This is a genomic window from Escherichia coli DSM 30083 = JCM 1649 = ATCC 11775, from assembly GCF_003697165.2.
In the GTDB taxonomy this organism is placed as follows: Bacteria; Pseudomonadota; Gammaproteobacteria; order Enterobacterales; family Enterobacteriaceae; genus Escherichia; species Escherichia coli.
Genome location: NZ_CP033092.2, coordinates 3,780,633 through 3,800,804, shown reverse-complemented (window position 1 = coordinate 3,800,804; position 20,172 = coordinate 3,780,633). Strand labels below are relative to the sequence as shown.

General features: G+C 52.3%; 18 protein-coding genes and 1 rRNA gene. 10 read left to right on the top strand and 9 right to left on the bottom strand.

Annotation, left to right across the window (positions count from 1 at the left end; all coding sequences use genetic code 11):
- The first annotated feature begins 26 nt into the window (after window positions 1-26).
- From dnaE to tilS, 5 genes are all read left to right on the top strand, one after another.
- Window positions 27-3,509 (top strand): DNA polymerase III subunit alpha, encoded by a 3,483-nt coding sequence (dnaE, locus tag EAS44_RS19675; RefSeq protein WP_001294798.1) that lies wholly within the window; start codon window positions 27-29, stop codon window positions 3,507-3,509.
- Window positions 3,510-3,521: 12 nt separating this feature from the next.
- Window positions 3,522-4,481 carry an acetyl-CoA carboxylase carboxyl transferase subunit alpha gene (accA, locus tag EAS44_RS19670; RefSeq protein ID WP_000055742.1) on the top strand — a complete coding sequence of 320 codons (960 nt, stop codon included), beginning with the start codon at window positions 3,522-3,524 and terminating at the stop codon, window positions 4,479-4,481.
- A 97-nt stretch (window positions 4,482-4,578) separates the two neighbouring features.
- Window positions 4,579-6,720: a lysine decarboxylase LdcC gene (gene ldcC, locus EAS44_RS19665; protein WP_001021000.1), complete on the top strand. Its 2,142-nt coding sequence runs from the start codon at window positions 4,579-4,581 to the stop codon at window positions 6,718-6,720.
- Window positions 6,721-6,776: 56 nt separating this feature from the next.
- Window positions 6,777-7,166 (top strand): VOC family protein, encoded by a 390-nt coding sequence (gene yaeR, locus EAS44_RS19660; protein WP_000901082.1) that lies wholly within the window; start codon window positions 6,777-6,779, stop codon window positions 7,164-7,166.
- Window positions 7,167-7,230: 64 nt separating this feature from the next.
- Window positions 7,231-8,529: a tRNA lysidine(34) synthetase TilS gene (gene tilS / locus EAS44_RS19655; RefSeq protein ID WP_000176515.1), complete on the top strand. Its 1,299-nt coding sequence runs from the start codon at window positions 7,231-7,233 to the stop codon at window positions 8,527-8,529.
- A 47-nt stretch (window positions 8,530-8,576) separates the two neighbouring features.
- On the opposite strand, the gene rof is transcribed toward tilS, so the two are convergent.
- The gene (gene rof / locus EAS44_RS19650) at window positions 8,577-8,837 is read right to left on the bottom strand and encodes a Rho-binding antiterminator (protein ID WP_000026223.1); all 261 of its coding nucleotides are present in this window, start codon (window positions 8,835-8,837) and stop codon (window positions 8,577-8,579) included.
- Window positions 8,824-9,024, bottom strand: a complete 201-nt coding sequence (gene yaeP, locus EAS44_RS19645) for a YaeP family protein (protein WP_000417059.1) — start codon at window positions 9,022-9,024, stop codon at window positions 8,824-8,826. The genes rof and yaeP overlap by 14 nt, the downstream gene beginning before the upstream one ends.
- 165 nt (window positions 9,025-9,189) lie before the next feature.
- Between yaeP and yaeQ the strand changes: the two genes are divergently transcribed.
- From yaeQ to nlpE, 3 genes are read left to right on the top strand one after another with little or no spacing between them, the layout of a single operon-like run.
- Window positions 9,190-9,735 (top strand): YaeQ family protein, encoded by a 546-nt coding sequence (gene yaeQ, locus EAS44_RS19640; RefSeq protein ID WP_001185283.1) that lies wholly within the window; start codon window positions 9,190-9,192, stop codon window positions 9,733-9,735.
- A complete protein-coding gene (gene arfB / locus EAS44_RS19635) occupies window positions 9,732-10,154 on the top strand; it encodes an alternative ribosome rescue aminoacyl-tRNA hydrolase ArfB (protein WP_000635525.1) in 423 nt (140 codons plus the stop codon). Before yaeQ ends, arfB begins: the two co-directional genes overlap by 4 nt.
- A 13-nt stretch (window positions 10,155-10,167) precedes the next feature.
- A complete protein-coding gene (gene nlpE / locus EAS44_RS19630; RefSeq protein WP_000239186.1) occupies window positions 10,168-10,878 on the top strand; it encodes an envelope stress response activation lipoprotein NlpE in 711 nt (236 codons plus the stop codon).
- 155 nt (window positions 10,879-11,033) lie between these two features.
- On the opposite strand, the gene yaeF is transcribed toward nlpE, so the two are convergent.
- From yaeF to metN, 7 genes are all read right to left on the bottom strand, one after another.
- On the bottom strand, window positions 11,034-11,858 hold the full coding sequence (gene yaeF, locus EAS44_RS19625) for a YaeF family permuted papain-like enzyme (protein WP_000360464.1): 825 nt from the start codon (window positions 11,856-11,858) through the stop codon (window positions 11,034-11,036).
- Window positions 11,859-11,910: 52 nt separating this feature from the next.
- Window positions 11,911-13,629, bottom strand: a complete 1,719-nt coding sequence (gene proS / locus EAS44_RS19620; RefSeq protein ID WP_001260694.1) for a proline--tRNA ligase — start codon at window positions 13,627-13,629, stop codon at window positions 11,911-11,913.
- Window positions 13,630-13,739: 110 nt separating this feature from the next.
- Window positions 13,740-14,447, bottom strand: coding sequence for a tRNA (N6-threonylcarbamoyladenosine(37)-N6)-methyltransferase TrmO (gene tsaA, locus EAS44_RS19615; RefSeq protein WP_000094006.1), 708 nt, complete (start codon window positions 14,445-14,447; stop codon window positions 13,740-13,742).
- Window positions 14,444-14,848: an Rcs stress response system protein RcsF gene (gene rcsF, locus EAS44_RS19610; RefSeq protein ID WP_001202329.1), complete on the bottom strand. Its 405-nt coding sequence runs from the start codon at window positions 14,846-14,848 to the stop codon at window positions 14,444-14,446. The genes tsaA and rcsF overlap by 4 nt, the downstream gene beginning before the upstream one ends.
- A gap of 117 nt (window positions 14,849-14,965) precedes the next feature.
- A complete protein-coding gene (gene metQ, locus EAS44_RS19605; RefSeq protein ID WP_000874226.1) occupies window positions 14,966-15,781 on the bottom strand; it encodes a methionine ABC transporter substrate-binding lipoprotein MetQ in 816 nt (271 codons plus the stop codon).
- Window positions 15,782-15,820: 39 nt separating this feature from the next.
- A complete protein-coding gene (gene metI, locus EAS44_RS19600) occupies window positions 15,821-16,474 on the bottom strand; it encodes a methionine ABC transporter permease MetI (RefSeq protein WP_001294590.1) in 654 nt (217 codons plus the stop codon).
- A complete protein-coding gene (metN, locus tag EAS44_RS19595) occupies window positions 16,467-17,498 on the bottom strand; it encodes a methionine ABC transporter ATP-binding protein MetN (protein WP_000593994.1) in 1,032 nt (343 codons plus the stop codon). The genes metI and metN overlap by 8 nt, the downstream gene beginning before the upstream one ends.
- A 187-nt stretch (window positions 17,499-17,685) precedes the next feature.
- Between metN and gmhB the strand changes: the two genes are divergently transcribed.
- A complete protein-coding gene (gene gmhB, locus EAS44_RS19590) occupies window positions 17,686-18,258 on the top strand; it encodes a D-glycero-beta-D-manno-heptose 1,7-bisphosphate 7-phosphatase (protein ID WP_001140167.1) in 573 nt (190 codons plus the stop codon).
- Between the two features lie 365 nt (window positions 18,259-18,623).
- Window positions 18,624-20,165 (top strand): 16S ribosomal RNA (locus tag EAS44_RS19585).
- Window positions 20,166-20,172: the final 7 nt, after the last annotated feature.

Sequence of the window (20,172 nt, the reverse complement as noted above, 5' to 3'; positions counted from 1 at the left end):
GAGATTAAGTAAACCGGAATCTGAAGATGTCTGAACCACGTTTCGTACACCTGCGGGTGCACAGCGACTACTCGATGATCGATGGCCTGGCCAAAACCGCACCGCTGGTAAAAAAGGCGGCAGCGTTGGGTATGCCAGCACTGGCGATCACCGATTTCACCAACCTTTGCGGTCTGGTGAAGTTCTACGGAGCGGGACATGGCGCAGGGATTAAGCCCATCGTCGGGGCGGATTTTAACGTCCAGTGCGACCTGCTGGGTGATGAGTTAACTCACCTGACGGTGCTGGCGGCGAACAATACCGGCTATCAGAATCTGACGTTGCTGATCTCAAAAGCGTATCAGCGCGGGTACGGTACCGCCGGGCCGATCATCGATCGCGACTGGCTTATCGAATTAAATGAAGGGTTGATCCTTCTTTCCGGCGGGCGCATGGGCGACGTTGGACGCAGTCTTTTGCGTGGTAACAGCGCGCTGGTAGATGAGTGTGTCGCGTTTTATGAAGAACACTTCCCGGATCGCTATTTTCTCGAGCTGATCCGCACCGGCAGGCCGGACGAAGAAAGCTATCTGCACGCTGCGGTGGAACTGGCGGAAGCACGCGGTTTGCCCGTTGTGGCGACCAACGACGTGCGCTTTATCGACAGCAGCGACTTTGACGCACACGAAATCCGCGTCGCGATTCACGACGGCTTTACCCTAGACGATCCTAAACGCCCGCGTAACTATTCGCCGCAGCAATATATGCGTAGCGAAGAGGAGATGTGCGAGCTTTTTGCCGACATTCCCGAAGCCCTTGCCAACACCGTTGAGATAGCCAAACGTTGTAACGTAACTGTGCGTCTGGGTGAATACTTCTTGCCGCAATTCCCGACCGGGGACATGAGTACCGAAGATTATCTGGTCAAGCGTGCAAAAGAAGGCCTGGAAGAGCGTCTGGCATTTTTATTCCCTGACGAGGAAGAACGTCTTAAGCGTCGTCCGGAGTATGACGAACGTCTGGATACTGAACTTCAGGTTATCAACCAGATGGGCTTCCCGGGTTACTTCCTCATCGTTATGGAATTTATCCAGTGGTCGAAAGATAACGGTGTACCGGTAGGGCCAGGCCGTGGTTCTGGTGCAGGGTCACTGGTGGCCTACGCGTTAAAAATCACCGATCTCGATCCGCTGGAATTTGACCTGCTGTTCGAACGTTTCCTTAACCCGGAACGTGTCTCCATGCCTGACTTCGACGTTGACTTCTGTATGGAGAAACGTGACCAGGTTATCGAACATGTGGCGGACATGTACGGTCGCGATGCGGTATCGCAGATTATCACCTTCGGTACGATGGCGGCGAAAGCGGTGATCCGCGACGTAGGCCGTGTATTGGGGCATCCGTACGGATTTGTCGATCGTATCTCGAAACTGATCCCGCCCGATCCGGGTATGACGCTGGCGAAAGCGTTTGAAGCCGAGCCGCAGCTGCCGGAAATCTACGAAGCGGATGAAGAAGTTAAGGCGCTGATCGACATGGCGCGCAAACTGGAAGGGGTCACCCGTAACGCCGGTAAGCACGCCGGTGGGGTGGTTATCGCGCCGACCAAAATTACTGATTTTGCGCCGCTTTATTGCGATGAAGAGGGCAAACATCCGGTCACCCAGTTTGATAAAAGCGACGTTGAATACGCCGGGCTGGTGAAGTTCGACTTCCTCGGTTTGCGTACGCTCACCATCATCAACTGGGCGCTGGAGATGATCAACAAGCGGCGGGCGAAGAATGGCGAGCCGCCGCTGGATATCGCCGCGATCCCGCTGGATGACAAGAAAAGCTTCGACATGCTGCAACGCTCGGAAACCACGGCGGTATTCCAGCTTGAATCGCGCGGCATGAAGGACCTGATCAAGCGTCTGCAACCTGACTGCTTCGAAGATATGATCGCACTGGTGGCACTGTTCCGCCCCGGTCCGTTGCAATCAGGGATGGTGGATAACTTTATCGACCGTAAACATGGTCGCGAAGAGATCTCCTATCCGGACGTGCAGTGGCAGCATGAAAGCCTGAAACCGGTACTGGAGCCAACCTACGGCATCATCCTGTATCAGGAACAGGTCATGCAGATTGCCCAGGTGCTTTCTGGTTATACCCTCGGTGGCGCGGATATGCTGCGTCGTGCGATGGGTAAGAAAAAGCCGGAAGAGATGGCTAAGCAGCGTTCTGTATTTGCTGAAGGTGCAGAAAAGAACGGAATCAACGCCGAACTGGCGATGAAAATCTTCGACCTGGTGGAGAAATTCGCTGGTTACGGATTTAACAAATCGCACTCTGCGGCCTATGCTTTGGTGTCATATCAAACTTTATGGCTGAAAGCGCACTATCCGGCGGAGTTTATGGCGGCGGTAATGACCGCCGATATGGACAACACCGAGAAGGTGGTGGGCCTGGTGGATGAGTGCTGGCGGATGGGGCTGAAAATCCTGCCACCAGATATAAACTCCGGTCTTTACCATTTCCACGTCAACGACGACGGCGAAATCGTGTATGGTATTGGCGCGATCAAAGGGGTAGGTGAAGGCCCGATTGAGGCCATCATCGAAGCCCGTAATAAAGGCGGCTACTTCCGCGAACTGTTTGATCTCTGCGCCCGTACCGACACCAAAAAGTTAAACCGGCGAGTGCTGGAAAAACTGATCATGTCTGGGGCGTTTGACCGTCTTGGGCCACACCGCGCGGCGCTGATGAACTCGCTGGGTGATGCGTTAAAAGCGGCAGATCAACACGCGAAAGCGGAAGCTATCGGTCAGGCCGATATGTTCGGCGTGCTGGCCGAAGAGCCGGAACAAATTGAACAATCCTACGCCAGCTGCCAACCGTGGCCGGAGCAGGTGGTATTAGATGGGGAACGTGAAACGTTAGGTCTGTACCTGACGGGACACCCTATCAACCAGTATTTAAAAGAGATTGAGCGTTATGTCGGAGGCGTAAGGCTGAAAGACATGCACCCGACAGAACGTGGTAAAGTCATCACGGCTGCGGGGCTCGTTGTTGCCGCGCGGGTTATGGTCACCAAGCGCGGCAATCGTATCGGTATCTGCACGCTGGATGACCGTTCCGGGCGGCTGGAAGTGATGTTGTTTACTGACGCCCTGGATAAATACCAGCAATTGCTGGAAAAAGACCGCATACTTATCGTCAGCGGACAGGTCAGCTTTGATGACTTCAGCGGTGGGCTTAAAATGACCGCTCGCGAAGTGATGGATATTGACGAAGCCCGGGAAAAATATGCTCGCGGGCTTGCTATCTCGCTGACGGACAGGCAAATTGATGACCAGCTTTTAAACCGACTCCGTCAGTCTCTGGAACCCCACCGCTCTGGGACAATTCCAGTACATCTCTACTATCAGAGGGCGGATGCACGCGCGCGATTGCGTTTTGGCGCGACGTGGCGTGTCTCTCCGAGCGATCGTTTATTAAACGATCTCCGTGGCCTCATTGGTTCGGAGCAGGTGGAACTGGAGTTTGACTAATACAGGAATACTATGAGTCTGAATTTCCTTGATTTTGAACAGCCGATTGCAGAGCTGGAAGCGAAAATCGATTCTCTGACCGCGGTTAGCCGTCAGGATGAGAAACTGGATATTAACATCGATGAAGAAGTGCATCGTTTGCGTGAAAAAAGCGTAGAACTGACGCGTAAAATCTTCGCCGATCTCGGTGCATGGCAGATTGCGCAACTGGCACGCCATCCACAGCGTCCTTATACCCTGGATTACGTTCGCCTGGCATTTGATGAATTTGACGAACTGGCTGGCGACCGCGCGTATGCAGACGATAAAGCTATCGTCGGTGGTATCGCCCGTCTCGATGGTCGTCCGGTGATGATCATTGGTCATCAAAAAGGTCGTGAAACCAAAGAAAAAATTCGCCGTAACTTTGGTATGCCAGCGCCAGAAGGTTACCGCAAAGCACTGCGTCTGATGCAAATGGCTGAACGTTTTAAGATGCCTATCATCACCTTTATCGACACCCCGGGGGCTTATCCGGGCGTGGGCGCAGAAGAACGTGGTCAGTCTGAAGCCATTGCACGCAACCTGCGTGAAATGTCTCGCCTCGGCGTACCGGTAGTTTGTACGGTTATCGGTGAAGGTGGTTCTGGTGGTGCGCTGGCGATTGGCGTGGGCGATAAAGTGAATATGCTGCAATACAGCACCTATTCCGTTATCTCGCCGGAAGGTTGTGCGTCCATTCTGTGGAAGAGCGCTGACAAAGCGCCGCTGGCGGCTGAAGCGATGGGTATCATCGCTCCGCGTCTGAAAGAGCTGAAACTGATCGACTCCATCATCCCGGAACCGCTGGGCGGTGCTCACCGTAACCCGGAAGCGATGGCGGCGTCTCTGAAAGCGCAGCTGCTGACGGATCTGGCCGATCTCGACGTGTTAAGCACTGAAGATTTAAAAAATCGTCGTTATCAGCGCCTGATGAGCTACGGCTACGCGTAATCGGCAAATGTTCTGAAAAGGGTCACTTCGGTGGCCCTTTTTTATCGCCACGGTTTGAGCAGGCTATGATTAAGGAAGGATTTTCCAGGAGGAACACATGAACATCATTGCCATTATGGGACCGCATGGCGTCTTTTATAAAGATGAGCCCATCAAAGAACTGGAGTCGGCGCTGGTGGCGCAAGGCTTTCAGATTATCTGGCCACAAAACAGCGTTGATTTGCTGAAGTTTATCGAACATAACCCACGAATTTGCGGCGTGATTTTTGACTGGGATGAGTACAGTCTCGATTTATGTAGCGATATCAATCAACTTAATGAATATCTCCCGCTTTATGCCTTCATCAACACCCACTCGACGATGGATGTCAGCGTGCAGGATATGCGGATGGCGCTCTGGTTTTTTGAATATGCGCTGGGGCAGGCGGAAGATATCGCCATTCGTATGCGTCAGTACACCAACGAATATCTTGATAACATTACGCCGCCGTTCACGAAAGCCTTGTTTACCTACGTCAAAGAGCGGAAGTACACCTTTTGTACGCCGGGGCATATGGGCGGCACCGCATATCAAAAAAGCCCGGTTGGCTGTCTGTTTTATGATTTTTTCGGCGGGAATACCCTCAAGGCGGACGTCTCTATTTCGGTCACCGAGCTTGGTTCGTTGCTCGACCACACCGGGCCACACCTGGAAGCGGAAGAGTACATCGCGCGGACGTTTGGCGCGGAACAGAGTTATATCGTTACCAACGGAACATCGACGTCGAACAAAATTGTGGGTATGTACGCCGCGCCATCCGGCAGTACGCTGTTGATCGACCGCAATTGTCATAAATCGCTGGCGCATCTGTTGATGATGAACGATGTAGTGCCAGTCTGGCTGAAACCGACGCGTAATGCGTTGGGGATTCTGGGTGGGATCCCGCGCGGTGAATTTACTCGCGACAGCATCGAAGAGAAAGTCGCTGCCACCACGCAGGCACAATGGCCGGTTCATGCGGTGATCACCAACTCCACCTATGATGGCTTGCTCTACAACACCGACTGGATCAAACAGACGCTGGATGTCCCGTCGATTCACTTCGATTCTGCCTGGGTGCCGTACACCCATTTTCATCCAATCTACCAGGGTAAAAGTGGTATGAGCGGCGAGCGTGTTGCAGGAAAAGTGATCTTCGAAACGCAGTCGACCCACAAAATGCTGGCGGCGTTATCGCAGGCGTCGCTGATCCACATTAAAGGTGAGTATGACGAAGAGGCGTTTAACGAAGCCTTTATGATGCATACCACCACCTCGCCCAGTTATCCCATTGTTGCTTCTGTTGAGACGGCGGCGGCGATGCTGCGTGGTAATCCGGGCAAACGGCTGATTAACCGTTCAGTAGAACGAGCTCTGCATTTTCGCAAAGAGGTCCAGCGGCTGCGGGAAGAGTCTGACGGCTGGTTTTTCGATATCTGGCAACCGCCGCAGGTGGATGAAGCCGAATGCTGGCCCGTTGCGCCTGGCGAACAGTGGCACGGCTTTAGCGATGCGGATGCCAATCACATGTTTCTCGATCCGGTTAAAGTCACTATTTTGACACCGGGGATGGACGAGCATGGCAATATGAGCGAGGAGGGGATCCCGGCGGCGCTGGTGGCAAAATTCCTCGACGAACGTGGGATCGTAGTAGAGAAAACCGGCCCTTATAACCTGCTGTTTCTCTTTAGTATTGGCATCGATAAAACCAAAGCAATGGGATTATTGCGTGGGTTGACGGAATTTAAGCGCTCTTACGATCTCAACCTGCGGATCAAAAATATGCTGCCCGATCTCTATGCAGAAGATCCCGATTTCTACCGCAATATGCGTATTCAGGATCTGGCGCAAGGGATCCATAAGCTGATTCGTAAACACGATCTTCCCGGTTTGATGTTGCGGGCATTTGATACCTTGCCGGAGATGATCATGACGCCACATCAGGCATGGCAGAGACAGATTAAAGGCGAAGTAGAAACCATTGCGCTGGAACAACTGGTCGGTAGAGTATCGGCAAATATGATCCTGCCTTATCCACCCGGCGTACCGCTGCTGATGCCGGGAGAAATGCTTACCGAAGAGAGCCGCACGGTACTCGATTTTCTACTGATGCTTTGTTCCGTAGGGCAACATTACCCCGGTTTTGAAACGGATATTCACGGCGCGAAACAGGACGAAGACGGTGTTTACCGCGTACGAGTCCTAAAAATGGCAGGATAACTTGCCAGAGCGGCTTCCGGGCGAGTAACGTGCTGTTAACAAATAAAGGAGACGTTATGCTGGGTTTAAAACAGGTTCACCATATTGCGATTATTGCGACGGATTATGCGATGAGCAAAGCTTTCTACTGCGATATTCTTGGTTTCACGCTGCAAAGCGAAGTCTATCGCGAAGCGCGCGACTCGTGGAAAGGGGATTTGGCGCTTAATGGGCAATATGTGATTGAGCTTTTCTCATTTCCGTTCCCGCCGGAGCGCCCCAGCCGACCGGAAGCCTGCGGCCTGCGTCATCTGGCTTTTAGCGTTGATGATATCGATGCGGCAGTGGCGCACCTTGAAAGCCATAACGTGAAGTGTGAAGCCATCCGTGTCGATCCCTACACGCAAAAACGCTTCACGTTCTTTAACGATCCGGACGGGCTGCCGTTGGAACTGTATGAGCAGTAAGGCTTGTCATCGCCGCATTTGCCCGGTAACGTGCCCGGCATTGCTACTGTAAAATCGCACCATCATGACACTCACGCTCAATAGACAACTTCTCTCCTCACGCCAGATTCTGGTGGCCTTTAGCGGCGGCCTTGATTCTACTGTCTTACTGCATCAACTGGTGCAGTGGCGGACGGAAAATCCGGGCGTCACTCTGCGCGCTATCCATGTGCATCACGGTTTAAGCGCCAATGCTGATGCCTGGGTGAAACATTGTGAAAACATCTGCCAACAGTGGCAGGTGCCGCTGGTGGTCGAACGTGTGCAGCTTGCGCAAGAGGGGCTAGGTATTGAGGCTCAGGCTCGGCAGGCGCGTTATCAGGCATTTGCCCGCACCTTGTTGCCCGGTGAAGTGCTGGTTACAGCGCAACATCTCGACGATCAATGTGAAACCTTTCTGCTGGCGCTAAAACGCGGTAGCGGCCCTGCCGGGCTTTCGGCTATGGCGGAAGTTTCGGAGTTTGCCGGAACACAGCTTATCCGCCCGTTGCTTGCCCGCACGCGGGGGGAACTGGTGCAGTGGGCGTTGGCGCATGGTTTACGCTGGATTGAAGACGAAAGTAATCAGGATGATAGCTACGATCGTAACTTTCTGCGCCTGCGCGTAGTGCCGTTATTGCAGCAGCGTTGGCCGCATTTTGCCGAAGCAACAGCCCGCAGCGCCGCACTTTGCGCTGAACAAGAGAGCCTGTTAGATGAACTGCTGGCGGATGATTTAGCGCACTGTCAAACTCCGCAGGGGACGCTGCAGATTGCGCCAATGCTGGCGATGAGTGATGCCCGTCGCGCGGCGATTATCCGCCGCTGGCTGGCAGGGCAGAATGCACCGATGCCTTCCCGCGACGCGTTGGTGAGGATCTGGCAGGAAGTGGCGCTGGCGCGGGAAGATGCCTCCCCCTGTTTACGTTTGGGTGCGTTTGAAATCCGCCGCTATCAATCGCAACTGTGGTGGATTAAATTCGTCACTGGGCAAAGCGAAACCATTGTGCCGTGGCAGACGTGGCTACAACCGCTGGAATTACCGGCGGGGCTGGGAAGTGTACAGCTTACTGCGGGAGGCGATATTCGCCCTCCGCGTGCAGACGAAGCGGTCAGCGTGCGTTTCAAAGCGCCAGGACTGCTGCATATTGTCGGGCGCAACGGCGGACGTAAGCTGAAGAAAATCTGGCAAGAGTTAGGCGTTCCGCCGTGGCTACGTGACACCACGCCACTGCTGTTTTATGGCGAAACGCTGATTGCGGCGGCAGGGGTATTTGTGACGCAAGAAGGTGTGGCTGTAGGTGAGAATGGCGTCAGTTTTGTCTGGAAGAAAACGCTTAGTTAAGTGAAAGCCGGATAAGACGCAACAAACGTCGCATCCGGCGAAGTCAATCAGGACTCGCTCACCACCACCGTACCGATTTCCGGGTGGCTAAAGCTGGTAATTTTATCCAGACGCAGCTCGCGGGTTGCACCAGCGGCTTCGACGACCAGATATTCCACATTTTTGCGGGAGACTAAATCGCTGGCCTTCGCCTGCAATTTTTCGCCATCTTTCAGCTCAAGTGTCAGCATTAAATGATGCTGGCAGGCGAGCTCAAGATTATCGTAATCATCACAATTGATTGGTTGATACGTATCATTTATTGACATAATCGCTCACCAGTAAGTTTGCCGCAGCGTATGCTGCTTTTTCCCTGACAGCCTCAGAAAGGGCGTCGTCGGCAGCCATTTCATTCAGCACTTTCAAAACGCAGCCCAGCGCGTCCGGAACGTATCCTAAGTCTCCGCTGGCGATTTCCGCGTACCGCTTGCGTATTAACTCACAATATTTTTCCACATGCCCTCCTGTCAGCACTCTGACTTAACCGTGGATGCAAGTCTAAGCCTACGAAGATAAACTCTGTTTCGCAAGGTGACTATACCACACTCATTTCTGCAATATCAGCGCCGCAACTGCACGTATTCCGTTACAATGGCCTCCTGATTCGAAAGGAGTTTTCTTATGGCGCTTAAAGCGACAATTTATAAAGCGACGGTTAATGTGGCCGATCTCGACCGCAACCAGTTTCTCGATGCCTCTCTGACGCTGGCGCGCCATCCTTCAGAAACCCAGGAGCGCATGATGCTGCGCCTGCTGGCGTGGCTAAAATATGCCGATGAACGTCTGCAATTTACCCGTGGTTTGTGTGCCGATGATGAGCCGGAAGCGTGGCTGCGTAACGATCATTTGGGTATTGATTTGTGGATTGAGCTGGGGCTGCCGGATGAGCGACGGATTAAGAAAGCCTGCACCCAGGCCGCAGAAGTGGCGCTGTTTGCCTATAATAGTCGGGCGGCGCAAATCTGGTGGCAGCAAAATCAGAGCAAATGTGCGCAGTTTGCCAATCTTTCCGTCTGGTATCTGGACGACGAGCAGCTGGCGAAAGTGAGCGCCTTTGCCGATCGTACTATGACGCTGCAGGCAACGATTCAGGATGGTGTTATCTGGTTATCGGATGATAAGAATAATCTGGAAGTGAACTTAACCGTCTGGCAACAACCTTCATGATTGTGATTTCCCGACATGTTGCTATCCCTGATGGCGAGTTTGAGATCACCGCCATTCGTGCGCAGGGCGCGGGCGGGCAGCATGTTAATAAGACCTCAACGGCTATTCATCTGCGTTTTGACATTCGGGCGTCCAGCCTGCCAGAGTATTACAAAGAACGTCTGCTCGCCGCCAGCCATCACTTGATCAGCAGTGATGGGGTGATTGTCATTAAGGCACAGGAATACCGCAATCAGGAGCTCAACCGCGAAGCGGCGCTGGCCCGGCTGGTGGCAGTGATTAAAGATTTAACAACAGAACAAAAAGCCCGACGACCCACGCGGCCCACCCGCGCATCAAAAGAGCGCAGGCTGGCATCGAAAGCACAAAAATCAAGCGTGAAGGCGATGCGCGGCAAAGTGCGCAGCGGTCGGGAATAAAAAGAAGGAATGGATGGTGAAAAAAGCGATAGTGACAGCGATGGCTGTAATCAGCCTCTTTACTCTGATGGGATGTAATAATCGGGCCGAAGTCGATACGCTTTCTCCGGCACAGGCTGCCGAACTGAAACCGATGCCGCAAAGTTGGCGCGGCGTGCTGCCGTGTGCTGATTGCGAAGGAATCGAAACCTCTCTGTTCCTCGAAAAAGACGGAACCTGGGTGATGAATGAGCGTTATCTGGGGGCTCGTGAAGAACCTTCCTCCTTCGCTTCCTACGGTACATGGGCGCGAACCGCTGACAAGCTGGTATTAACCGATAGCAAAGGTGAAAAGTCATATTATCGCGCGAAAGGAGATGCGCTGGAGATGCTCGATCGTGAAGGTAATCCGATTGAATCGCAGTTCAACTATACGCTGGAACCGGCACAATCCAGCTTACCCATGACACCGATGACCCTGCGGGGCATGTATTTTTATATGGCTGATGCGGCGACCTTCACTGATTGCGCGACCGGAAAACGTTTCATGGTGGCGAATAACGCAGAGCTGGAGCGTGGCTACCTGGCTGCGCGCGGTAACAGTGAAAAACCGGTGTTACTGTCAGTAGAAGGTCACTTTACGCTTGAGGCTAATCCGGATACCGGTGCGCCGACCAAAGTATTAGCGCCCGATACGGCAGGTAAATTTTACCCAAACCAGGATTGCAGTAGTTTGGGGCTGTAACCCGTCTTGAGACAGAAACAAATGAAATATTGCCTCATGCGCTGCGCTTATCAGTCCTAAAGCATACAATGCAATATTTTGAATTAGCACAATTTTGTAGGCCGGATAAGGCGTTCACGCCGCATCCGGCATTTTGCGCACGAGGCTGGCTTTTATCACTGAGTCAGTCCAACAAAGCGACTTGCTTTAATATAAATCCCTGGCTTCAGGTGCCCAATATACTGTAACTGCGTTTCTGGTTTAAATGCAGAGACATCACCACTACGCATATGCATCAGATCGGCAGGGCTAATCCAGCCTGATTGCGCCAGCGTAAGCGGATGCCCGGCTTTGGCAAATGCATCAGTGACAAATTCCGAACAAAACCACGACTTTTTGTCTCCTTCGCCCACACTGCTTAACTGCGCTTTCGCCAGGCCGCTGACGCACTGTTGACGAAAATCCTCGGAGAACGGATTTAGTGAGCACATCTGGCGAGTCACCATAAATGGAATAAATTCGACAATGCCGCGATAGTTATAACCGCTATCTTTAATTTTGTTGGCGAACGCGGTGATTTCTGTGGCTTGTTGCGGGGTAAGATCCGGGACTCGTAAGACGAAAAGCTTATCACTATGCTTTATGGCTTTTTTAAGGGAAACAATCTGGACGCCAGCGCCTGTCGCTTCGGCAACGTTATTATCTCCCAAATAGATTGCAACGTGACTCACAGAGGAAGTGCTGAATACGCGGATACCAAATGAGGTTACCCCAAGGCTTGAGGAGAAAAGCAAATCGCCGGGTTTGAGATCTGGTTCCGTTATTTCTTTTATTGATTGTTCGGTGAAAGAGCTTTGATGCTGGAATTTAACAGCCCATGTTTTCGCCTCGGCATTTACCACTGTGGCTGATGAGTCTGGCTGGCTGATATCAACGGTACAGGCCGAAAGTAAAAGAAAGCAGGGGAGAAGCAGGCGGCAGTACGCCTTTGGTTTATCCATTTTATACAATCCATGTAAAAAAGGGCCCCGAAATTCAGGACCCTTTCTGGCATCAGCCTTTAATCTGTTTCACCAGATAATCGACGATGTCACCAGTCTTAATTAACTGTTTCTCGCCGTTACGACGATATTTATATTCGATATCATCGTTGTCGAGGTTACGGTCGCCCAGCACAATAGTGTGCGGAATACCGATCAGTTCCATATCAGCAAACATCACGCCCGGGCGCTCTTTGCGGTCATCCAGCAGCACTTCGATACCTTGTGCGCGCAGTTCGCTGTACAGTTTCTCAGCAAGTTCCTGTACGCGGAAGGATTTGTGCATGTTCATTGGCAGAATCGCCACCTGGAACGGCGCGATAGCGTCAGGCCATACGATGCCGCGTTCGTCGTAGTTCTGCTCAATCGCCGCAGCTACCACACGCGTTACGCCGATACCGTAGCAACCCATCGTCAGGATTTGGTTACGGCCATCTTCACCCTGTACGGAGGCTTTCAGTGCTTCGGAGTACTTGGTACCCAGCTGGAAGATGTGACCGACTTCGATACCACGTTTGATCAGCAGCGTACCCTGACCATCCGGGCTTGGATCGCCAGCCACCACGTTGCGGATATCAGCAATTTCCGGAGTAGCGACATCGCGATCCCAGTTGATACCGAAGTAGTGTTTACCATCGATGTTAGCACCAGCAGCGAAATCACTCATCGCCGCAACGGTACGGTCAATCACCACCGGAATCGGCATGTTTACCGGACCCAGTGAACCCGGACCGGCTTTAACCACGGCACGAATTTCTTCTTCGGTCGCAAAAGTCAGCGGGCTGGCAACCTGCGGCAGTTTTTCTGCTTTAACTTCGTTCAGCTCGTGGTCACCGCGCACCAGCAGCGCAACCAGCGGGAAGCTACTGCCTTCAACGGCTTTAACCAGCAGAGTCTTAACCGTTTTCTCAATCGGCAGATTGAACTGTTCAACCAGTTCCGCGATGGTTTTCGCGTTCGGCGTATCAACCAGCGTCATTTCCTGGGTAGCAGCAGCGCGCGGTTCTTTCGGCGCGATAGCTTCTGCCAGTTCAATGTTCGCTGCATAGTCAGAAGTATCGGAGAAGACCACATCGTCTTCTCCGCTCTGCGCCAGCACCTGAAATTCGTGAGAGGCGCTACCGCCGATAGAACCGGTATCGGCCTGTACGGCGCGGAAATCCAGCCCCATGCGGCTGAAGATTTTGCTGTAGGCCGCATACATTGCATCGTAGGTTTCCTGCAGGGATTCCTGAGAAGTATGGAAAGAGTAAGCATCTTTCATCAGGAATTCGCGGGAACGCATGACGCCGAAACGCGGACGCACTTCGTCGCGGAACTTGGTCTGGATCTGATAGAAGTTCAGCGGCAGCTGTTTGTAAGAGCTCAGCTCGTTACGAATCAGGTCTGTAATCACTTCTTCATGAGTTGGGCCGAGTACGAACGGACGGTCACCACGGTCAGCAATACGCAGCAATTCCGGGCCATACTGTTCCCAACGACCACTCTCTTGCCACAGTTCAGATGGCTGAACCACCGGCATTAACACCTCGATCGCACCGGCGTTGTTCATCTCTTCACGCACGATGTTTTCGACTTTTTTCAGAACGCGCACGCCGGTCGGCAGCCAGGTATATAACCCGGAGGCCAGCTTGCGGATCATCCCGGCGCGCAGCATCAGCTGATGGCTGATCACCTCGGCGTCGGCAGGTGTCTCCTTGAGAGTGGAGAGCAGGTATTGGCTAGTACGCATGTTGTTACGGTTCCAGTTGGAAGGTAGAACAGGCTCAAGGCGAGCCTGGGACAAAAAAAGTGATTTAGTTTACCAGTGCAAAAGAAATGTCAAAAGAGAAGGGCGTGAATTTAACGCGGTTCCAGCGCAAAGACTTCAAAACCTGCGTCGGTGACGCGCCAGCGAACGTTAAAATCATGCAGCCAGACGGCATAGGTTTTGCCCGTTTCCTCACCTTTACGATAGGCCGGGCGCGGGTCCTGCGCCAGTACTTCGCGGATAAACAGCGTTAACTGCGGATAACGCTTCTCCAGCGTCAAAAGCTGCTTTTCGACCTCTGCGGTAAAACACACCGCCATTTCTGCCGCTGGCGCACTTTGCGCATAGCTGGCACTGGCATCGGGAAGCGATTCAGCAAAGGGGAGATACGGTTTGATATCCACTACCGGCGTACCATCGACGAGATCCAGACTGCCGAGCTTCAGAATCACGCTATCTTTATGGCAAACAACCTCTTTCAGCTCTACCAGCGACATACCAATTGGGTTAGGGCGAAAAGTGGAGCGCGTAGCGAAAACACCCATTCTGGCATTACCGCCGAGACGAGGCGGACGCACAGTCGGACGCCAGCCGCCTTCCATCGTTTGATGAAAGACGAAAAGGATCCATAAATGGCTGAATGCTTCCAGGCCGCGAACGGCGTCGGCCTGGTTGTAGGGAGCAATGAGATGTAGTTCGCCGTTGGCGCTTTTTACCAGACCTGGCTGGCGCGGAACGGCGAATTTTTCTTTATAGGGCGAGCGAATAACGCCTATTTGCTCGAACTGGAAACTGCTCATTTCGCCGTGATGTTAAGCGCAGAACCTATACATACAGCCTGACGATAGCAACCTGGCGTACCGCTGGTGACTTCGCAGCTATGCAGTAATACCGCATTGGCTTTCATTTTCGAGGCGTTGATTTGCATCCGCTTACGTGCGGTTGGAATGCTCGGCGGAGAGTCCTGATTAGAGGCCTGGCAAGAGTCGCCACTGACTTCACCGAGATCGCGGAACGGTTTGCCGACTAATTCTTCTGCATTGGTATAAATTCGGACCGGCGTGGCGCGCGGCGCTTTCGGTTTTGCAGGCTCCGCTTTCGGCTGGGGTGCAGTGCTTTGAACGGGTTCGACAGGGGATCTGCTTAACATGGAACAGCCGCTTAGCATGAGTGCTACTAAACAGATCGGTAAAGCACGCATAGTATTTCCTCAATGTATGATCAAAACGTCAATATTGAATCAGGCGCTTGTAAAAATGACAAGACGGGCAAGCGCCCGTCCTGAATGATATTACAAATTGTGGAAACAGCCTAAATATTACCAGCCTTTAACAGCGCCGCCGTTAAACACTTTGTTTGCTGCTTCGTAAACTTCGTCAGACTGATAAGCCTGAACGAATTTCTTCACGTTTTCGGCGTCTTTGTTGTCTTCACGCGTTACGATCAGGTTTACGTACGGGGACTCTTTATCTTCGACAAAGATACCGTCTTTCGCTGGAGTCAGGCCAATCTGGCTGGCATAGGTGGTATTGATAACTGCCAGAGCGATTTGCGCGTCGTCCAGAGAGCGCGGCAGCTGCGGTGCTTCCAGTTCAACAATTTTCAGATTTTTTGGGTTCTCAACAACATCAAGAACGGTCGGCAGCAGGCCAACGCCATCTTTCAGTTTGATCAAGCCCACTTTTTGCAGCAGCAGCAGTGAACGACCAAGGTTAGTTGGGTCGTTTGGCACGGCAACCTGCGAACCATCCTGCAGTTCATCCAGTGATTTGATTTTCTTGGAGTAACCAGCAATCGGATAAACAAATGTGTTGCCTACTGCGACCAGTTTGTAGCCACGATCTTTCAGTTGCTGATCAAGGTACGGTTTATGCTGGAAGGCGTTGGCGTCGATATCGCCTTTGCTCAATGCTTCGTTTGGCAGAACATAGTCGTTGAAGGTTACCAGCTCAACGTCCAGGCCATATTTGTCTTTCGCAACTTTCTGCGCGACTTCTGCAACCTGCTGTTCGGCACCAACAATCACGCCGACTTTAATGTGGTTTGGATCTTTTTCATCCTGACCGCAGCCTACCAGTGCCAGTGATCCAATCAGGGCTCCCACTGCCGCAAAGGTTTTGAATTTGAACGCCATACCTTATTCCTTCTTCAATTATTTATGTTGTGTTGAACGTTACTTGCGAGTGACAGCCCGGACGATGCGGTCGCCTGCGAACTGAATTAAATAAACCAGAATGACCAGCAATACCAGTACCGTATTCATCACCGTCGCGTTGTAGCCGATGTAGCCATACTGATAGCCAATCTGACCTAAACCACCGGCACCGACTGCACCACCCATCGCGGAATAACCAACCAGGGTAATCAGGGTGATAGTTGCCGCATTCACCAGACCCGGCAACGCTTCCGGTAACAGCACTTTACGGACGATCTGCATTGGCGTGGCCCCCATTGCGCGGGAAGCTTCAATTAACCCGGTTGGGATCTCCAGCAGAGCGTTCTCGACCATACGGGCAATAAACGGTGCTGCACCAACGGTTAACGGAACAATCGCTGCCTGCAATCCAATCGATGTACCGACAATAACGCGGGTAAACGGAATCATCCATACCAGCAAGATAATGAACGGGATGGAACGGAAAATGTTCACAATCGCAGAAATGGTACGATACAACTTCGCGTTAGCAATAATTTGCCCCGGACGCGTGACATAAAGCAGAACGCCAACCGGCAGACCAATCACAAAGCCAAAAAAACCGGATACGAAGGTCATTGCCAGTGTTTCCCATACGCCACGAACCAGCAGCCATATCATCGGCTCAGACATAACCCAGTACCTCTACTTTTACATGGTGTTCCTGAAGCCAGGCAATGGCGGCTTGCGTATCTTGTTGTGTGCCGTGCATTTCAGTCAGCATAATGCCGAACTTAACGCCACCGGCGTAATCCATCTGCGCGCTAATAATGTTGTTGTTGACGTTGAAACGACGCGCGGTTTCAGAAAGCAGTGGGGCATCGACCGATTGACCGGTAAACTCCAGACGCAGCATCGGCACGCAGTCAGTAAATGGCTCCGCTTGCAGACGTTCCTGGTAATCTTCCGGGATATCCAGATGCAGGGTCGACTGAATAAACTTCTGCGCCAGCGGCGTTTTCGGATGCGAGAACACTTCACTTACCGTGTCCTGCTCGATCAGTTCGCCATTGCTGATGACCGCCACGCAATCACAAATGCGCTTCACAACGTCCATTTCGTGAGTGATCAACAGAATCGTCAAACCCAGACGGCGGTTGATGTCTTTCAGCAGTTCGAGAATAGAACGTGTCGTTGCCGGGTCCAGCGCGCTGGTGGCTTCATCACACAGCAATACTTTGGGATTGCTGGCTAATGCACGGGCAATCGCCACACGTTGTTTCTGCCCACCGGAAAGATTCGACGGGTAGCTATCATGCTTATCGCCAAGACCAACCAATGACAGCAATTCCGTCACGCGACGTTTGATCTCGTCTTTCGGTGTGTTGTCCAGCTCCAGCGGCAGAGCCACGTTGCCAAAAACAGTACGCGAAGAGAGCAGGTTAAAATGCTGGAAAATCATACCAATCTGGCGACGAGCTTTGGTCAACTCGGATTCTGACAGCGTGGTCAGTTCCTGGCCATCGACCAGCACGCTACCCTCGGTTGGGCGCTCCAGCAGGTTTACACAACGTATAAGCGTACTCTTACCCGCGCCTGAGGCACCGATAACGCCATAAATTTGTCCAGCTGGCACATGCAGGCTGACGTTGTTCAACGCCTGGATGGTGCGGGTGCCCTGGTGGAACACTTTGGTGATATTCGAAAGTTTTATCATTGATTATTTATTATCGTCATTAAGTTAGTCGTGGCATTTCGAATGCCTGGAACGGGCAACGCCGTCAATGAAATGGATGTTAAGGCATCCAGACGTCTAAATCAATCAGGTTTATGCGAAGAGCACTTTCTTGCAGGTCGAAACATGCGATACTAGCGTCACATGCCTTATTAAGGAGCTATAAAAGGTGGCGAAGAGCGTACCCGCAATTTTTCTTGACCGTGATGGCACCATTAATGTCGATCACGGTTATGTCCATGAGATCGACAACTTTGAATTTATCGACGGTGTTATTGACGCCATGCGCGAGCTAAAAAAAATGGGCTTTGCGCTGGTGGTAGTAACCAACCAGTCTGGCATTGCTCGCGGTAAATTTACTGAAGCACAGTTTGAAACGCTGACCGAGTGGATGGACTGGTCGCTGGCGGACCGCGATGTCGATCTGGATGGTATCTATTATTGCCCGCATCATCCGCAGGGTAGTGTTGAAGAGTTTCGCCAGGTCTGCGACTGCCGCAAACCACATCCGGGGATGTTTTTGTCAGCACGCGATTATTTGCATATTGATATGGCCGCTTCTTATATGGTGGGCGATAAATTAGAAGATATGCAGGCAGCGGCTGCGGCGAGCGTGGGAACAAAAGTGCTGGTGCGTACGGGTAAACCTATTACGCCTGAAGCAGAAAACGCGGCGGATTGGGTGTTAAATAGCCTGGCAGACCTTCCGCAAGCGATAAAAAAGCAGCAAAAACCGGCGTAATGATTAAAAGATGAGCGGTTGAAATAAAAATGCATTTTTCCGCTTGTCTTCCTGAAACGACTCCCTATAATGCGCCTCCATCGACACGGCGGATGTGAATCACTTCACACAAACAGCCGGTTCGGTTGAAGAGAAAAATCCTGAAATTCAGGGTTGACTCTGAAAGAGGAAAGCGTAATATACGCCACCTCGCGACAGTGAGCTGAAAGCCGCGTCGCAACTGCTCTTTAACAATTTATCAGACAATCTGTGTGGGCACTCGAAGATACGGATTCTTAACGTCGCAAGACGAAAAATGAATACCAAGTCTCAGGAGTGAACACGTAATTCATTACGAAGTTTAATTCTTTGAGCATCAAACTTTTAAATTGAAGAGTTTGATCATGGCTCAGATTGAACGCTGGCGGCAGGCCTAACACATGCAAGTCGAACGGTAACAGGAAGCAGCTTGCTGCTTTGCTGACGAGTGGCGGACGGGTGAGTAATGTCTGGGAAACTGCCTGATGGAGGGGGATAACTACTGGAAACGGTAGCTAATACCGCATAACGTCGCAAGACCAAAGAGGGGGACCTTAGGGCCTCTTGCCATCGGATGTGCCCAGATGGGATTAGCTAGTAGGTGGGGTAACGGCTCACCTAGGCGACGATCCCTAGCTGGTCTGAGAGGATGACCAGCCACACTGGAACTGAGACACGGTCCAGACTCCTACGGGAGGCAGCAGTGGGGAATATTGCACAATGGGCGCAAGCCTGATGCAGCCATGCCGCGTGTATGAAGAAGGCCTTCGGGTTGTAAAGTACTTTCAGCGGGGAGGAAGGGAGTAAAGTTAATACCTTTGCTCATTGACGTTACCCGCAGAAGAAGCACCGGCTAACTCCGTGCCAGCAGCCGCGGTAATACGGAGGGTGCAAGCGTTAATCGGAATTACTGGGCGTAAAGCGCACGCAGGCGGTTTGTTAAGTCAGATGTGAAATCCCCGGGCTCAACCTGGGAACTGCATCTGATACTGGCAAGCTTGAGTCTCGTAGAGGGGGGTAGAATTCCAGGTGTAGCGGTGAAATGCGTAGAGATCTGGAGGAATACCGGTGGCGAAGGCGGCCCCCTGGACGAAGACTGACGCTCAGGTGCGAAAGCGTGGGGAGCAAACAGGATTAGATACCCTGGTAGTCCACGCCGTAAACGATGTCGACTTGGAGGTTGTGCCCTTGAGGCGTGGCTTCCGGAGCTAACGCGTTAAGTCGACCGCCTGGGGAGTACGGCCGCAAGGTTAAAACTCAAATGAATTGACGGGGGCCCGCACAAGCGGTGGAGCATGTGGTTTAATTCGATGCAACGCGAAGAACCTTACCTGGTCTTGACATCCACGGAAGTTTTCAGAGATGAGAATGTGCCTTCGGGAACCGTGAGACAGGTGCTGCATGGCTGTCGTCAGCTCGTGTTGTGAAATGTTGGGTTAAGTCCCGCAACGAGCGCAACCCTTATCCTTTGTTGCCAGCGGTCCGGCCGGGAACTCAAAGGAGACTGCCAGTGATAAACTGGAGGAAGGTGGGGATGACGTCAAGTCATCATGGCCCTTACGACCAGGGCTACACACGTGCTACAATGGCGCATACAAAGAGAAGCGACCTCGCGAGAGCAAGCGGACCTCATAAAGTGCGTCGTAGTCCGGATTGGAGTCTGCAACTCGACTCCATGAAGTCGGAATCGCTAGTAATCGTGGATCAGAATGCCACGGTGAATACGTTCCCGGGCCTTGTACACACCGCCCGTCACACCATGGGAGTGGGTTGCAAAAGAAGTAGGTAGCTTAACCTTCGGGAGGGCGCTTACCACTTTGTGATTCATGACTGGGGTGAAGTCGTAACAAGGTAACCGTAGGGGAACCTGCGGTTGGATCACCTCCTTACCTTAAA

Bases quoted from the DNA above. Each gene is read 5' to 3' on its own strand.
- dnaE (WP_001294798.1), top strand. From the start codon at position 27: ATGTCTGAACCACGTTTCGTACACCTGCGGGTGCACAGCGACTACTCG.
- accA (WP_000055742.1), top strand. From the start codon at position 3,522: ATGAGTCTGAATTTCCTTGATTTTGAACAGCCGATTGCAGAGCTGGAA.
- ldcC (WP_001021000.1), top strand. From the start codon at position 4,579: ATGAACATCATTGCCATTATGGGACCGCATGGCGTCTTTTATAAAGAT.
- yaeR (WP_000901082.1), top strand. From the start codon at position 6,777: ATGCTGGGTTTAAAACAGGTTCACCATATTGCGATTATTGCGACGGAT.
- tilS (WP_000176515.1), top strand. From the start codon at position 7,231: ATGACACTCACGCTCAATAGACAACTTCTCTCCTCACGCCAGATTCTG.
- rof (WP_000026223.1), bottom strand. From the start codon at position 8,837: ATGTCAATAAATGATACGTATCAACCAATCAATTGTGATGATTACGAT.
- yaeQ (WP_001185283.1), top strand. From the start codon at position 9,190: ATGGCGCTTAAAGCGACAATTTATAAAGCGACGGTTAATGTGGCCGAT.
- arfB (WP_000635525.1), top strand. From the start codon at position 9,732: ATGATTGTGATTTCCCGACATGTTGCTATCCCTGATGGCGAGTTTGAG.
- nlpE (WP_000239186.1), top strand. From the start codon at position 10,168: ATGGTGAAAAAAGCGATAGTGACAGCGATGGCTGTAATCAGCCTCTTT.
- yaeF (WP_000360464.1), bottom strand. From the start codon at position 11,858: ATGGATAAACCAAAGGCGTACTGCCGCCTGCTTCTCCCCTGCTTTCTT.
- proS (WP_001260694.1), bottom strand. From the start codon at position 13,629: ATGCGTACTAGCCAATACCTGCTCTCCACTCTCAAGGAGACACCTGCC.
- tsaA (WP_000094006.1), bottom strand. From the start codon at position 14,447: ATGAGCAGTTTCCAGTTCGAGCAAATAGGCGTTATTCGCTCGCCCTAT.
- rcsF (WP_001202329.1), bottom strand. From the start codon at position 14,848: ATGCGTGCTTTACCGATCTGTTTAGTAGCACTCATGCTAAGCGGCTGT.
- metQ (WP_000874226.1), bottom strand. From the start codon at position 15,781: ATGGCGTTCAAATTCAAAACCTTTGCGGCAGTGGGAGCCCTGATTGGA.
- metI (WP_001294590.1), bottom strand. From the start codon at position 16,474: ATGTCTGAGCCGATGATATGGCTGCTGGTTCGTGGCGTATGGGAAACA.
- metN (WP_000593994.1), bottom strand. From the start codon at position 17,498: ATGATAAAACTTTCGAATATCACCAAAGTGTTCCACCAGGGCACCCGC.